The organism is Aquamicrobium lusatiense (genome assembly GCF_014201615.1).
GTDB classification, from domain to species: domain Bacteria; phylum Pseudomonadota; class Alphaproteobacteria; order Rhizobiales; family Rhizobiaceae; genus Mesorhizobium; species Mesorhizobium lusatiense.
Genome location: NZ_JACHEU010000001.1, coordinates 840,684 through 855,327, shown reverse-complemented (window position 1 = coordinate 855,327; position 14,644 = coordinate 840,684). Strand labels below are relative to the sequence as shown.

Annotated in this window: 15 protein-coding genes and 1 pseudogene; 7 read left to right on the top strand and 9 right to left on the bottom strand. The window is 64.2% G+C overall.

Annotated elements, in window-relative coordinates; all coding sequences use genetic code 11:
* A complete protein-coding gene (gene mutS / locus HNR59_RS04165; RefSeq protein ID WP_183831312.1) occupies positions 1-2,745 on the top strand; it encodes a DNA mismatch repair protein MutS in 2,745 nt (914 codons plus the stop codon).
* A 5-nt stretch (positions 2,746-2,750) separates the two neighbouring features.
* Here mutS and HNR59_RS04160 read toward each other — a convergent pair whose 3' ends face one another.
* Positions 2,751-3,542, bottom strand: coding sequence for a crotonase/enoyl-CoA hydratase family protein (locus HNR59_RS04160; protein WP_183826374.1), 792 nt, complete (start codon positions 3,540-3,542; stop codon positions 2,751-2,753).
* Between the two features lie 86 nt (positions 3,543-3,628).
* Here HNR59_RS04160 and HNR59_RS04155 point away from each other — a divergent pair, with 86 nt between their 5' ends.
* Entirely contained in the window at positions 3,629-4,216 is a 588-nt protein-coding gene (locus HNR59_RS04155) for a TetR/AcrR family transcriptional regulator (protein ID WP_183826371.1), read from the top strand.
* 63 nt (positions 4,217-4,279) lie between these two features.
* Positions 4,280-5,032 carry a type I methionyl aminopeptidase gene (gene map / locus HNR59_RS04150; RefSeq protein WP_183826368.1) on the top strand — a complete coding sequence of 251 codons (753 nt, stop codon included), beginning with the start codon at positions 4,280-4,282 and terminating at the stop codon, positions 5,030-5,032.
* 31 nt (positions 5,033-5,063) lie between these two features.
* Here map and HNR59_RS04145 read toward each other — a convergent pair whose 3' ends face one another.
* The 3 genes from HNR59_RS04145 to HNR59_RS04135 are packed head-to-tail and all read right to left on the bottom strand — an operon-like array spanning position 5,064 to position 7,047.
* On the bottom strand, positions 5,064-5,903 hold the full coding sequence (locus HNR59_RS04145; RefSeq protein ID WP_246374608.1) for an aldo/keto reductase: 840 nt from the start codon (positions 5,901-5,903) through the stop codon (positions 5,064-5,066).
* 21 nt (positions 5,904-5,924) lie between these two features.
* The gene (locus HNR59_RS04140; protein ID WP_183826365.1) at positions 5,925-6,233 is read right to left on the bottom strand and encodes a DUF1244 domain-containing protein; all 309 of its coding nucleotides are present in this window, start codon (positions 6,231-6,233) and stop codon (positions 5,925-5,927) included.
* A gap of 16 nt (positions 6,234-6,249) precedes the next feature.
* Positions 6,250-7,047 (bottom strand): N-formylglutamate amidohydrolase, encoded by a 798-nt coding sequence (locus HNR59_RS04135; RefSeq protein WP_183826362.1) that lies wholly within the window; start codon positions 7,045-7,047, stop codon positions 6,250-6,252.
* A 304-nt stretch (positions 7,048-7,351) separates the two neighbouring features.
* Here HNR59_RS04135 and HNR59_RS04130 point away from each other — a divergent pair, with 304 nt between their 5' ends.
* Positions 7,352-7,759: a DUF1036 domain-containing protein gene (locus HNR59_RS04130; protein ID WP_183831308.1), complete on the top strand. Its 408-nt coding sequence runs from the start codon at positions 7,352-7,354 to the stop codon at positions 7,757-7,759.
* Positions 7,756-9,201, top strand: coding sequence for a pyruvate kinase (gene pyk, locus HNR59_RS04125; protein WP_183826359.1), 1,446 nt, complete (start codon positions 7,756-7,758; stop codon positions 9,199-9,201). Before HNR59_RS04130 ends, pyk begins: the two co-directional genes overlap by 4 nt.
* 189 nt (positions 9,202-9,390) lie before the next feature.
* On the opposite strand, the gene HNR59_RS04120 is transcribed toward pyk, so the two are convergent.
* Together HNR59_RS04120 and ykgO are read right to left on the bottom strand one after the other, a co-directional pair.
* Positions 9,391-9,984 carry a tetratricopeptide repeat protein gene (locus HNR59_RS04120; RefSeq protein WP_183826356.1) on the bottom strand — a complete coding sequence of 198 codons (594 nt, stop codon included), beginning with the start codon at positions 9,982-9,984 and terminating at the stop codon, positions 9,391-9,393.
* 100 nt (positions 9,985-10,084) lie between these two features.
* Entirely contained in the window at positions 10,085-10,210 is a 126-nt protein-coding gene (gene ykgO, locus HNR59_RS04115; protein ID WP_035022199.1) for a type B 50S ribosomal protein L36, read from the bottom strand.
* A gap of 269 nt (positions 10,211-10,479) precedes the next feature.
* On the opposite strand from ykgO, the pseudogene HNR59_RS04110 reads away from it, so the two are divergent.
* Positions 10,480-10,746, top strand: a pseudogene (locus HNR59_RS04110) (glycine zipper domain-containing protein); the annotation flags it as partial.
* 198 nt (positions 10,747-10,944) lie between these two features.
* Here the strand turns inward: HNR59_RS04110 and rpsP are convergent.
* From rpsP to ffh, 3 genes are read right to left on the bottom strand one after another with little or no spacing between them, the layout of a single operon-like run.
* Positions 10,945-11,334: a 30S ribosomal protein S16 gene (gene rpsP / locus HNR59_RS04105; protein ID WP_183826350.1), complete on the bottom strand. Its 390-nt coding sequence runs from the start codon at positions 11,332-11,334 to the stop codon at positions 10,945-10,947.
* Positions 11,335-11,389: 55 nt separating this feature from the next.
* A complete protein-coding gene (locus HNR59_RS04100; protein ID WP_183826347.1) occupies positions 11,390-11,716 on the bottom strand; it encodes a chorismate mutase in 327 nt (108 codons plus the stop codon).
* A gap of 7 nt (positions 11,717-11,723) precedes the next feature.
* Positions 11,724-13,328, bottom strand: coding sequence for a signal recognition particle protein (gene ffh / locus HNR59_RS04095; protein ID WP_183826344.1), 1,605 nt, complete (start codon positions 13,326-13,328; stop codon positions 11,724-11,726).
* 419 nt (positions 13,329-13,747) lie between these two features.
* Here ffh and HNR59_RS04090 point away from each other — a divergent pair, with 419 nt between their 5' ends.
* Positions 13,748-14,563, top strand: coding sequence for a lytic murein transglycosylase (locus HNR59_RS04090; RefSeq protein WP_183826342.1), 816 nt, complete (start codon positions 13,748-13,750; stop codon positions 14,561-14,563).
* The last annotated feature ends 81 nt before the right edge of the window (positions 14,564-14,644 follow it).

Genomic DNA, 14,644 nt, shown 5'->3' with positions numbered 1-14,644 from the left:
ATGCCCGTGCGTCCCGACAGCGTGACACAAGCCGTGCCGGCAGCAGCCGGCGCTACGCCGATGCCCGCGCCGGCAACGGCCGGCGCTACGCCGATGATGGAGCAATATATCGAGATCAAGTCGGCGAACCCCGATTCGCTGCTGTTCTATCGCATGGGCGATTTCTACGAGCTGTTCTTCGACGACGCCGAAAAGGCGGCGCAGGCGCTCGGCATCGTGCTGACCAAGCGCGGCAAGCATCAGGGGCAGGACATTCCCATGTGCGGCGTGCCGGTGCATGCCGCCGACGACTATCTGCAGAAGCTGATCGCGCTCGGCTTCCGCGTCGCCGTGTGCGAGCAGATCGAGGACCCGGCCGAAGCAAAGAAGCGCGGGTCCAAATCGGTGGTGCGGCGCGACGTGATCCGGCTGGTGACGCCGGGCACGATTACTGAAGACAAGCTTCTGGCGCCGGCCGAATCGAACTTCCTGATGGCGCTCGGGCGGGTGAAGGGCGCGGCCGACCAGGCTCATGCGCTTGCCTGGATCGATATTTCCACCGGCGCCTTCCGGGTCGCGGAAACCACGCATGACCGGCTGCTGGCCGATATATTGCGCGTCGATCCGCGCGAGCTGATCGTGGCCGAGCCGGTATTTTACGATCCCGAGCTGAAGCCCGTCTTCGACGTGCTCGGGCGGGTGGCCAATCCGCAGCCCTCGAGCTTGTTCGATTCCACCTCCGCGCCTGCCCGCATCGCCCGCTTCTTCGAGGTGGCGACGCCGGACAGTTTCGGCACTTTCGGCCGCGCCGAGCTGTCGGCCATCTCCGGCATCATAGCTTATGTCGAGAAGACCCAGAAGGCGGAGCGGCCGCCCCTGTCGCGGCCCGAGCGCGAGGAAAGCGGCGCGACGCTGTTCATCGACCCGGCGACGCGCGCCAATCTGGAGCTTTTGCGCACGCTTTCGGGCCATCGCGAGGGGTCTCTGTTCAAGGCCATAGACCGCACCGTCACCGGCGGCGGCGCGCGCCTTCTCGCCGAGCGGCTGACCGCCCCGCTGACCGATCCGGCAGCGATCGCGGCACGCCTCGATTCGGTTTCCTTCTTCCGCTCCGAACCGCGCCTTGGCGATGCCGTGCGGGCGGCGCTGAAGGGCGTGGCCGACATGCCGCGCGCCCTGTCGCGGCTGGCGCTCAACCGCGGCGGCCCGCGCGATCTCGGCGCGCTGCGATCAGGCCTTTCGGCGGCTTCGGCAATCATCGGCATATTCGCGAGCGCTAAAGTACCAGACGAAATCACGAACGCTTTGCACGCCATCGCCGCCTTGCCCTCGGGGCTGGCACAGCATCTGCAACTGGCGCTGGGCGACGAACTGCCGCTGATCAAACGTGACGGCGGCTTCGTGCGTGCCAGCTACGATGCCGAACTGGACGAGATGCGGGCGCTGCGCGACGAGTCCCGGCGCGTGATCGCCGCCATGGAGCGCGATCTGGCCGAAGAGACCAGCATCCGCTCGCTGAAAATCCGGCACAACAATGTGCTCGGCTACTATATCGAGGTTACGGCCAACCATCAGGCGGTGATGAACGGTACGGACGAGGCCAAGGCCCGCTTCATCCACCGCCAGACCATGGCCAATGCCATGCGCTTCACCACCACCGAGCTGGCGGGGCTGGAGAGCAAAATCGCCAATGCCGCGGCCCGTGCGCTGACCATCGAGCTTGCCGTGTTCGAGGCGCTGGTGAAGGAAGCGGTGGCGGAGGCGCAAACCATCCGCGCCGGCGCGGAGGCGCTTGCCGTGCTCGACGTCTCGGCGGCGCTGGCGCTGCTGGCGGAGCGCGAAGGCTGGTGCCGGCCGCAGGTCGATGCAAGCCTCGCCTTCGAGATCGAAGGCGGCCGCCATCCCGTGGTCGAGCAGGCGTTGCGCCGCCTCGGCGAGGGCCCGTTCGTTGCCAATGACTGCGACCTCTCCCCCGAAGGCGACGGCAGGCACGGCGCGATCTGGCTGCTGACCGGCCCCAACATGGGCGGTAAATCGACCTTCCTGCGCCAGAATGCACTGATCGCCATTCTCGCCCAGACCGGCTCCTTCGTGCCGGCCGCCAAAGCGCATATCGGCGTCGTCGACCGGCTGTTCTCCCGCGTCGGCGCGTCCGACGATCTGGCACGCGGCCGTTCGACCTTCATGGTCGAGATGGTGGAAACGGCGGCGATCCTCAATCAGGCCGGCGAGCGCTCGCTGGTCATCCTCGACGAGATCGGGCGCGGCACCGCCACTTTCGACGGCCTCTCCATCGCGTGGGCGGCGGTGGAATATCTGCATGAGCAGAACCGCTGCCGGGCGGTCTTCGCCACCCACTTCCACGAGATGACGGCGCTGGCGGAGAAACTTTCCCGCCTGCACAACGTCACCATGCGGGTGAAGGAATGGGAAGGCGACGTCGTCTTCCTGCACGAGGTGGGCAAGGGTGCCGCCGACCGCAGCTATGGCGTGCAGGTCGCCCGTCTCGCCGGGCTGCCGGAACCCGTGGTGGCGCGAGCGCGCGAGGTGCTGCACCAGCTCGAAGCCGGCGAGGTTTCCGGCAAGGCCGAGCGTCTGATCGACGACCTGCCGCTTTTTTCGGCCGCCGTAAAGCGCGAGACGACCAAACCCGCTCCGCGCTCCGACGCGCTTTCGCAAGCGCTGGAAGCGATGCACCCCGACGAGATGACGCCGCGCGATGCGCTGGAAGCGCTCTACCGGCTGAAGGGACTGGCGGGCGCCTGAAAGCTTTAGCTGCCGGCGTAGCCTGGCGGACGACGTCCGATCCACGCATCCAGCCCTTCATGGATGTCGGATGTGGCGGCCATGCGGGCAAACTGCTCGCTTTCGATCTGCAAGCCCTCGCCGATGGTGGCATTGAGGCCGCGCGTCACGGCCGTGAGGATGCGTGCCGAAGCCAGCGGCGAGTGACGCAGGATGCGGGCGGCCAGATCGAAGGCGGCATCCATGAGATCTTCATGCGCAACCACGCTGTTGACGATGCCGATCTCCCGCGCCCGCTCCGGCGTGAAGCTGTCGCCGGTGAGCAGATATTCCAGCGCCCGCTTGCGGCCAGCCAGACGGGGCAGGCGCTGCGTGCCGCCGAAGGTCGGCACAATGCCGATGTTGATTTCCGGCTTGGCGAAAACCGCACGCTCGCTGGCGATGGCCAGATGCACGGATTCGGTGATCTCGCAGCCGCCGCCATAGGCGATGCCGTTGACCGCAGCGATGACCGGCTTCGGAAATGCCTCCAGACGGCTGGTCATCGCCTGCCCCCGCCGCACGAATTCCCGCACCGCGACATCGACCCCTTCGCGTACGCTCTGTGCAAACTCGTGAATGTCGCCGCCGGCCGAGAAGGCACGCCCGGCCCCGGTCAGGATGACCGCGCCGATGCCGTCATCGGCCTCGATCTCGTTCATGAGATGCAGGAGGCGGTCGTTGGTGGCGTAGTTCAGCGCGTTGAGCTTTTCAGGGCGGTTAAGGGTGAGCAGGGCGACCTTGCCGCGCCGCTCGAACAGAACTGTCTGCTGGGTCATGAGGTTCTCCGTGCCGTTGCATGTCTCCGCCAGCACGGCTAGCATCCGCTCCGCCTCATCTAAACTCACTAGTCGGTATACTAAGAATGGCCCGCAGCAGCAGTGACGAGACGCGCGACAGGATCGTAAAGGCGGCCAACAGCCTGTTCTACGGCAAGGGCATCCGCGCGGTGAGCGTCGACGCCGTGGCGGAAAAGGCCGGTATCACCAAGAAGACGCTCTACTACCATTTCCGCAGCAAGGACGACCTCGTCGCCGCCTATCTCGCCTCCCGCGACCAGCCCAATCTGGAGGCCTTCTCCGGCTATTTCGACGCGGCGCAAGGGGCGCTACCCGAGCGCATACGGGCAATCTTTACCGGCATCGCCACGGCGGCGCGGCATCGCCGCTGGAAGGGATGCGGTTTCCTGCGCATCGCGGCCGAACTGGTCGATACGCCTGGCCATCCGGCGGTGAAGGCGGCAGGCGCGCACAAGAAGCGGGTGGAAGCGTGGCTGGCCGAAATCATCGCAGCCGAAGGGCTTTCCGGTGCCGACCGTCTGGCCCGGCAGATCGTGCTTCTCATGGATGGCGCCTTCTCGACCATGCTCGTCCATCATGACGTCGCTTATATCGAAAGTGCTGGCGATGCGGCCGCCACGCTGCTGGCAAACGCAGCGCGCGAAGCCCGATAAGGCTTGCCGCCAGAGCGCACGAGCCCTATGTGCGGGTATCGATTGACGGAAGGCCGCAGGCGCATGACCATTTCAAACGAAGACGAATTCGATGCGCTGAAGGAGATCGGCCGTATCGTTGCCGATACGCTCAGGGCCATGGGTGCGGCTCTGGAACCCGGCATCACCACTGCGGAACTCGATCAGCTCGGCCGCAAGCTGCTGGAGCAGGCCGGCGCACGCTCTGGTCCTGAAGTCACCTATAGCTTTCCCGGCGCGACATGCATCAGCGTCAACGAGGAAATCGCCCATGGCATTCCGGGCAACCGCCGCATCGGCAAGGGCGACCTCGTCAACATCGACGTATCGGCGGAAAAGAATGGCTTCTTCGCCGACACCGGCGCCTCCTTCACCGTGCCGCCGGTGGCGCGCAACATCGACCGGCTGTGCCGCGACGGCAAGCGCGCGATGTGGGCCGGCATCGCGCAGGTCGGCGCCGACAAGCCGCTTTCCGGCATCGGCAAGGCTATCGGCGCCTTCGCGCAGAAGAACCGCTACACGCTGGTGCGCAACCTCGCCAGCCACGGCGTCGGCCGCTCCCTGCATGAAGAGCCCGAATCCATCGCCACATGGCCGGACCGTTCGGAGCGCCGGATCATCAATGACGGCCTCGTCTTCACCGTCGAGCCGTTCCTGTCCCTCGGTGCGGAATGGGCGGAAAACGGCGAAGACGACGACTGGACGCTCTACAGCGAGCCCCGCGCGCCGACCGTGCAGTATGAGCACACCATCGTGGCGACCCGTTCCGGCCCGGTGGTCGTGACCCTGCCGGGCTGAAGCCCGCAGGCCGAACCACAGGGGCCGGCCTTCAGATCGTTTCGAGCGGACGCTTGCGGGCGGGTGGCGCGAAGGCGCGGTCGAGCTCGGCGAGGTCTTCCGCGGTCAGGGTAATGTCCAGCGCCGCAACATTCTGGCGCACATGGTCCGCCTTCACCGCTTTTGGAATGGCGATGACGCCGCCGGCGCGCATCACCCAGGCCAGCGCGATCTGCGCCGGGGTCGCATCGTGGCGGGCGGCCACGGCTGCAACCGCGCGATTCTCCGCCAGCGCACCCTGCTCGATCGGCGAATAGGCCATGACCGGCATGCTGCGCTGCCGGCTCCATGGCAGAAGATCGAACTCGATGCCACGGCGGCTGAGATTGTACAGAACCTGATTGGCCTGACAGTTCGCGCCGGATGGCAGGCCGAAGAGTTCCTCCATGTCGCTGGTGTCGAAGTTGGACACGCCCCAGTGGCGGATTTTTCCGGCCGCTTTCAGGTCCTCGAAGGCCGCCACCGTTTCAGCCAGCCGCGCGCCACCGCGCCAGTGCAGCAGGTACAGGTCGATGCGGTCAGTGCCGAGGCGTTTGAGGCTGCGCTCGCATGCAGCAATGGTTCCGGCCCGCGAGGCATTGGAAGGCAGCACCTTGGAAACGATGAAGAGATCGTCGCGACGCCCCTTCACGGCCTCGCCGACAACCAATTCGGCATCGGCATACATTTCGGCGGTGTCGATCAGCTTGACACCAAGGTCGAGCCCCAGTTGCAACGCAGCCACCTCATCGGCGAAGCTGGCCTCGTGATCGCCCATCATCCACGTGCCGAGCCCGAAGACCGGCACGCGCTCGCCACAGGGCAGTTTCGTGGTTGGAATGGACACTTTCAGCCTCCCGTCCGGAGTTGCATTTCAGTGATCTGCGGGCCTGTTCTGCTCAAAAGCCGTTTTCTGCTGGTCGGAAGCTTCAAGCTGGTAGCGCGCGCGCCACTCTTCATAGGGCATGCCATAGACGATCTCGCGCGACTCTTCCTTTGACAAAGCCGTTCCCCCGGCCTCGGCCGCATCGCGATACCAGTTGGCAAGGCAGTTGCGGCAGAAGCCGGCGAGGTTCATCAGGTCGATGTTCTGCACGTCCGTGCGCTCGCGCAGATGCTGGAGCAGACGGCGGAAGGCGGCCGCCTCGAAGTCGCGCTGCCTGTTCTCGTCGATCTGCGTCATCGTTGTTCCTCCTCGTTCAGACGGGTCCGGTGCGCGAACCGAAATGGCGCACCTGATGTATATCGGGGCGACGGTTGATCGCTTCAACCACGGGGGCAAGGCGCTGCGCCCAGCCGGCCGCCATGGCGGGCGTCGCGATCAGGTCCTGCCGGATCTCGATCAGCGCATGCGGATAGCCGTTGACGATGGCGTGGCGGAACATGGTGTCGCCGCGCAGCGCTCCGTCATAGGGCTCGTTGTCGCCGACGACGAGCGAGGGGTCTTCCTCCAAAGCGTCTATCAGCGGCCGCGCCACGCGCTCGTCGCGGTCCCACAGCACGCCGGCATGCCATGGCCGGATCACCCCCTGCATCACCGGCGTGAACGAGTGAACCGAAAACAGGAAAGGCGCCCGTCCCGATCTCGCGGCCACCGACGCGGTCGCTGCCGAAACGGCATCGTGATAAGGACGGTAGAACATATCGAGCCTGCGCTGGCGCTCGGTTGCGGAAAGCGGATAGTTGCCGGTGATGATGGTGCCGTCGTAAAGCTGGCGGATCAGGGTGGGATCGTCCTCGCCGCGGTTGGGATCGATCAGCAGGCGCGAGAAACCGGCCAGCACCGCCGGCGCGCCAAGCAGGGCCGCCAGTTCGCGCGTCACCGTCTCGACGCCGATGTCGTAGGCAATGTGGCGCTCGAATTCCTCAGGCGGCAGGCCGAGCGTGCCATATTCCTGCGGCAGATCGCGCCTTGCATGGTCGCAAACCAGAAGAATGCCGCGGCTGGCATCGCCTTCGACCAGATCGAAAGGGGCGAAAACTGTGGATCGGGTCATGACTGGAAGGAAAGGTCCGTTTTTCGTTCCCGGCTGGATGATAGTTTCATCCCATGAAGAGGGCATCCATGCAATGCCGTGGTTTGGACAAGGTTTTTGTCAGAAATCCGCCGCAGCCGCCAGATCGCCGCGTCCGCAATATTTAAATCGATTGGATTTTCAGGTCCGGGCGCGTTGACATGCGCCCGGACTTTGCCGAAAAGGGACCAACCACATGAAGAGATCGATGCCGAGGGGAATGAACAAGGTCCGTTCCGGCGCAGGAAAAAAAGCGCTGCTGGCAGCATTGCCGTTCGTTGCCCTGATGGCGCACACGGCGCCTGCCCATGCCGATTTCCGGGTCTGCAACGCCACGCAGAGCCTGGTCGGGGTCGGCATTGGCTATCGCGCCAAGGCGGGCTGGATCACCGAAGGCTGGTGGCACATCGAGGCATCGAGCTGCAAGACGCTGATCGAGGGGCCTCTGTCATCACGGTTTTACTATCTCTACGCAGAAGATGCTGAACGCGGCGGCCGCTGGGACGGTCCGGTCAACATGTGCGTGGCGGAGAAAGAGTTCAAGATAGCAGGCGTTACCGACTGTGTGGCACGGGGCTTCCAGCGGGCCGGCTTTCAGGAATACGACACTGGCGAGCAGTCGAGCTGGATGGTCCAGCTGACCGAGCAGCCGACAGCTGACGGGCCCCCGGCCCCGGGAACGAATGGTCAATGAGACGCAGCCGCAAGGTAAAGATACTCGCAACGATCGGCCCTGCTTCCTCTGAACAGGCGACACTGAAAAAACTGTTTGAAGCGGGCGCGGACGTCTTCCGCATCAATATGAGCCACGCCGATCACGATCTGATGCGCACGCTGATTGGCCGCATCCGTGCCGTCGAGGCCGAGCTGGGACGCCCCATCGGCATTCTGGCGGACCTGCAGGGCCCCAAGCTGCGCGTCGGCCGCTTTGCAAATGGTAAGGAGACACTTACCGTCGGTCAGGCCTTCACGCTGGACGACAACACCGAAGCCGGCGATGCCACGCGCGTCTATCTTCCGCATCCCGAAATCCTCAAATCGGTCGAGCCCGGCCATCGCCTGCTGATCGATGATGGCAAGCTGGAGCTGAAGGCAGTGAAATGCGACGGCCGCTCCATCGAATGCGTGGTGGTGGCCGGCACCTCGATTTCCGACCGCAAGGGCGTGTCGCTGCCGGACACAGACCTGCCCGTTGGCGCGCTGACCGAGAAGGACCGCGCCGATCTCGATGCAGCACTCGAGGCCGGCGTCGACTGGATCGCGCTTTCCTTCATCCAGCGTCCCGAAGACCTGGTCGAGGCACGCCAGATCGCCGATGGCAGGGCGCTGCTTCTGTCGAAGATCGAAAAGCCGCAGGCCGTTACGCGGCTTTCCGAGATCATGGAGCTGAGCGATGCGCTGATGGTGGCGCGCGGCGATCTCGGCGTGGAAATGCCGCCCGAGGCGGTTCCCGGCATCCAGAAGCAGATCACCCGTGCTGCCCGCAAGGCCGGCAAGCCGGTTGTCGTGGCCACTCAAATGCTGGAATCGATGATCTCGGCACCGGTGCCCACACGGGCCGAAGTGTCCGACGTGGCAACCGCCGTGTTTGAGGGGGCTGACGCCATCATGCTGTCGGCCGAGTCGGCTGCCGGCGCCTATCCGGTCGAGGCCGTCGCCACCATGAACCGCATTGCAGAACGGGTGGAGAAGGACCCCACCTATCCGGCCATCATCAACGCCCAGCGCTCCGCGCCGGAGCCGACCGGCCCGGACGCCATCTCCTATGCGGCGCGCGAGATCGCCGAAACGCTCGAACTGGCGGCCATCGTCAGCTACACCGCCTCCGGTGCTACCGGCCTGCGCGCCGCGCGCGAGCGCCCGAAAGTTCCGATCATCGCCCTTTCACCGATCCTTGCGACGGCACGGCGTCTGTCGCTGGCATGGGGCACGCACTGCGTGGTGACCGAGGATGCCACCAATCTCGATGACATGGTCGACCGCGCCTGCCGCATCACCAGGCAGGAGGGTTTTGGCACCGATGGCGACCGTATCATCGTGACCGCCGGCGTGCCGCTCGGCACCTCGGGCGCCACCAACATGCTGCGGATCGCCAGCATAGGCGAAACTTCGGGACCGGCTGGCTCCGACAAATAAACCACCGCGTTTCGAGCCTTGCTTCAGCCGGGCGCCTGCAAGGCACGCGCCCGGCACAAAGCCTCGTAAAAGGCCGGCCTGTCTCTCTTAGAGCATTTCTGCTTTTCTCTGAATCGCAGAAATGCTCCATCTCTTTGTTTAAGCTGCATTTATGCGACGCCAGATGTTTCCATCTGGCTGCAAAATGCTCTAGGCGCTGCGGCCTGCAAGTTCCTCGGAAAGCGTGGACAGGCGCTCCTGCGCCGAGCGCAGGGCCGGATAGATGTCGAGCACGCGCTGCCAGGCGTCCACGGCAGCTTCCTTGCGTTCGGTATCCGTCATGATGCGCGCGAGGCCGGAAATCGCCCCGTAGTGGCGTGGCTCCAGCGCCAGAGCCCGGTTTATGTCGGCCATCGATTTGGCGTAGCTCTTCATCGTATAATGGACGGTGGCGCGGCGGTTCCAGCCCTCGGCATAGTCGGGCTGCAGGGTCACCACCAGATCGAGGAAGTCGAGCGCGACATCATATTTGCCGGAGGCCGCCGCCTTCTGCGCCCATTGCATCATCAGGTCGACCGAGGCGCTTCCGGATTGCGACCACTCCTGCTGGATGCGGCGGGCGATGCGATCAGCCGCTTTCGGATTGCCCTCGCGCTTCAGTTCGGCAAGCAGCCTGTCCAGCTTCTGCCCGCTGGTCTCAGCCACCTGATCGGCGGAAGCCGGATGAGGAAAATCCTCGGCCGCCACAATGCCCGGGGCTGCGGCCGACAGAAAGATTATCGTGGGCAGAACGACGAAGCGCATGAAAGGAAGCCTATCCCCTTCATGCGCTTCGTCAAACTGAAATTCGCGTGAGCGGCGAAACCGGACAGGCACGATCATGCCCGCCGGGATACGTCCATGCTCAGCCCTGACGGGCCTTGTAGCGCGGATCGGTCTTGTTGATGATGTAGATGCGGCCCTTGCGGCGAACCAGGCGGTTGTCGCGGTGACGTGCCTTCAGCGCCTTGAGCGAGTTCTTGATCTTCATTGTCTTGCCCGTCAATTTGGCCCTTTGCGGGCGTAACTGAAAAGCGCGCCAGAAGCGCGCCGAAGTTGTGACAGGCTCATAAACGACGACACTTGTCCCTGTCAACCTTTCGAGGGCCTGTGAAGGGCAGAATCGCATCCGTCAAATCGCATTCAGCCACCATTCATCAGCCGGCTGCCATGAATCGCGTCATCATCCCGGATCGAATCCCGCCGCTGGTCGTTATGGGAAGTGGTAAGAGACGTGATTGTCCGCGAAAGGTTGAGACAATGAAAAAGATTATCGTGCTTATGGCGCTGCTGGTGCCGCTTGCCGCATGTTCCCAGACCGAGCAGGGCGCGACCATCGGCGGCCTGAGCGGCGCGGCGATCGGATCGGCCGTTGCCTCCCGGCATAACCGCGCCGAGGGCGCGCTGGTGGGTGGCGCAATCGGCGCTGTGGCGGGCGCGCTGATCGGTTCCGCCAACGAGCCGAACCGCTGCCGCTATCGCGACGGATATGGCCGTGTCTACACCGCGCAATGCCCGCGCGGCTATGACGACCGCTACAATTCCGGCCGCTACGACAACCGTTATCGCTATGACGATCGCTACAGCCGCAACCGCTATGACGACCGTTATTATGGTCGCCGTTACAACAACGGCTACTGATCGTCAGCAACTGCACCGGAACCAAGAAAAAAGGCCGTGCCTTCAACCGGCGCGGCCTTTCTTGTCTGAAGCGTAAGCCGTGACTTATTCGGCGCTGGCTTCGGCCGGGGCGGATGCGGCGGCAAGAGCGGCGGCAGCCTCTTCCTGAGCCTTCTTGACCATAGCCTCGCGCTCCTGCGCCTTCTTGCCCGGCAGACCCTTGGTCGGGTTCGAGCGCGCGTCGCGCTTGGCGATGCCGGCCTGATCGAGGAAGCGGGCCACGCGGTCGGTCGGCAGGGCGCCGTTGTCGAGCCAATGCTTCACGCGGTCGGCATCAACCTTGACGCGGTCGCCGTCCTTCGGCAGCATCGGGTTCCAGGCGCCCACCGTCTCGATGAAGCGGCCGTCGCGCGGGCTGCGCACGTCGGCGATGACGATGTGGTAGTAAGGACGCTTCTTGGAGCCCGCGCGGGCCAGTCGGATCTTCAGTGCCATTTTCTTTCTCCTAAAGCTCTGATGTCTTGGTCTTTGTGTATGAACCGGCGGGAAATCAGCCGGGTTGGGAGGTGCCACCGTTGGCGGCGATATGCTCGTGATGGCGGATGACCTCGCGGATGACGAAGTTCAGGAACTTCTCCGCAAAGTCGGGGTCGAGATGGGCGTCGTTGGCGAGCCGCCGCAAACGCTCGATCTGCTGGGCCTCGCGCGCCGGATCGGCTGGCGGAAGGCCATGTGTTGCCTTGAGAACACCCACCGCCTGCGTGCAGCGAAAGCGTTCGGCCAGCATATGGATGAGAGCAGCATCGATATTGTCGATCGAGGAGCGGTAGCCGGCAAGCAGCCGGCGCGCTTCATCGATGTTCTTGTCTTCGCTCATCGTCCCCTCACTTCTTCTTGCCCGGAGCGCCGAGGCCGGGCAGCTTCATGCCGCCGGGAAGGCCCGGAAGCCCGCCGCCCCCCAGACCTGGCAGACCGCCGGGCAAGCCGCCCGGAAGGCCACCGGGCAATCCGCCGGGAAGACCTTTGCCGAGGCCGGCGGCTTCCGCCTGCTTCTTCAGCGCCTCAAGCTGCTTCGGGTCCATCTTCGACAGGTCCGGCATGCCGCCGCCCATCATGCCGCCGAGGCCGCCCATGCCCATTTTCGAAGCCAGACCGCCCATGAGGCCGCGCATCATGCCGCCGCCCTTGCCCTTGCCGCCCATGGCTTTCATCATGTCGGCCATGCCGCGATGCATCTTGAGCAGCTTGTTGATCTCGGCTGCATCGGTGCCGGAACCGGCGGCAATGCGCTTCTTGCGGCTGTGCTTGAGAATGTCGGGATTGGCGCGCTCGGCCTTCGTCATCGAGGAGATGATGGCGAGCTGGCGGCCGAACATCCTGTCGTCGAGGCCGGCGGCGGCCATCTGGTCCTTCATCTTGCCCATGCCGGGCATCATGCCCATGATGCCGCCCATGCCGCCCATCTTCTGCATCTGGCCAAGCTGATCGGCGAGGTCGTTCAGGTCGAACTTGCCCGACTGCATCTTCTTCGCCATCGCTGCGGCTTTTTCCGCATCGATGGTTTCGGCAGCCTTTTCCACGAGCGAAACGATGTCGCCCATGCCCAGAATGCGGTCTGCGATGCGCTTGGGGTAAAATTCCTCCAGCGCATCCATCTTCTCGCCGGTACCGATCAGTTTGATCGGCTTGCCGGTCACGGCGCGCATCGAAAGGGCTGCACCGCCGCGGCCGTCGCCGTCCATGCGGGTGAGCACGAGGCCGGTGATGCCGACGCGTTCATCGAAATTGCGGGCGAGGTTGACGGCGTCCTGACCGGTCAGGGAGTCGGCGACCAGCAGGATCTCATGCGGGTTGGAGGCCGCCCTGATCTCGGCCATCTCGGCCATCAGCGGCTCGTCGATATGGGTTCGGCCGGCGGTGTCGAGGATGACGACGTCATGACCGCCGAGCTTCGCCGCCTGCACGGAGCGGCGGGCGATCTCGACCGGCGACTGGCCGGCGACGATCGGCAGCGTGGCGACCTTCGTCTGCTCGCCAAGCTGGCGAAGCTGTTCCTGCGCGGCCGGACGACGCGTGTCCAGCGAGGCCATCAGCACCTTCTTGCCCTGACGCTCGCTCAGACGGCGCGCGATCTTGGCCGTGGTGGTGGTCTTGCCCGAGCCCTGCAGGCCAACCATCATGATGACAACCGGAGCCGGCGCATTGAGGTCGATCGGCACGCCCTCTTCGCCGAGCATGGACACCAGCTCGTCATGGACGATCTTGACGACCATCTGGCCGGGCTTGATCGACTTGAGAACCGCAGCGCCAACCGCCTTCTCGCGCACCTTGTCGGTGAAGGAGCGAACGACATCGAGCGCGACGTCGGCCTCCAGCAGCGCGCGGCGGACCTCGCGCAGGGCGGCCGAAACATCGGCCTCCGACAGCGCGCCGCGGCCGGTGAGGCCGTTCAGGATCGAGCCAAGGCGTTCCTGCAGCGATTCAAACATGTCTCTTCCTTTTCCTGCCGTCCATGGATGGACGAAAGGTAATGCCGCTCCGTGCCTTCTCCAAACGAAAGCAAAGCCAAAAAGCACCCGGGGGCGCACCGCGCTGCCGGATGTTGGCCTCCGGGGTCGACTGGCGGGCTTCAATGGCCCATCGCCCCGGTCAGCTTTGCGAAAAGAAGACTTGTCGCAGAATTTTGCGGTGTAGACAGGAAAAACCGACCAGAGTCAAGTTTGCCGGACCATATGGCGGCCGGTAATGCTTCCGTGCGGAGCAATCGACACCATTTCGCCACATTTAGAGCGACTTCCGCCTGCAATAGGCCGCCACACACGTGCTGTTTACCGGAATGGCAATGACAAGTTCATGTTTGGCTGGCAAATTCGCACGGGGACGTGATTCAGGCACTCAGGAGACCAATATGGCAGTTGTTGCCAAAGTACGGATTTTTACCGCGGCAGCCCTTGCTGCTTTGATGAGCGCAGGCGCTGCGCAGGCAGCCGGCAAATGCGGCAATGACGCCAGCGGCTTCAATGCATGGGTGGGTGCCTACACCGCCGATGCCAAGGCACGCGGCATCGACACGCGCCCCATGCAGGGCGTGAAGTACGATACCGGCGTGATCAAGATCGACCGGGCTCAGCACAAGGCCTTCCGGGGCAGCCTTGAAGATTTCATGCAGCGCCGCGCGCCCGCCTCCTACGTGAAGAAGGCAAAGGGCTACATGAAGTCCGAAGCGTCGCTGCTGCGCCGCATCGAACAGAAGTACGGCGTTCAGCCGGAAGTGCTTCTGGCCATCTGGGGCATGGAAACCGGCTTCGGCGCGAATTCGGGCAACAAGAGCGTGTTCGGACCGCTGGCGACGCTCGCCTATGACTGCCGCCGCTCGGCCTTCTTCACCAACGAGCTCGATTCGGCGCTGATCATTGCCCAGAAAGGCTACATCTCCGCCGAGCAGATGCGGGGCGCCGGCTTCGGCGAACTCGGACAGACCCAGTTCCTGCCGTCCAAATATCTGGAATATGCCGTCGATTTCGATGGCGACGGCCGCCGCGACCTCATCCGTTCGCGCGCCGACGTTCTCGCCTCGACCGCCAATTTCCTGCGCGGCCATGGCTGGCAGCCGGGTGGCGGATACGGTCCGGGCGAAGTCAATTACAAGCACTGGAACGACTGGAACCGCGCCACGATCTACCAGAAGGCGCTGGCCGAGTTCGCCCGCCGCATCAAGAACTAGAGCATTTTGCAGCCAGATGGAAACATCTGGCGTCGCAGAAATGCGGTTAAAACAAAGAGATAGAGCATTTCTGCGATTCGG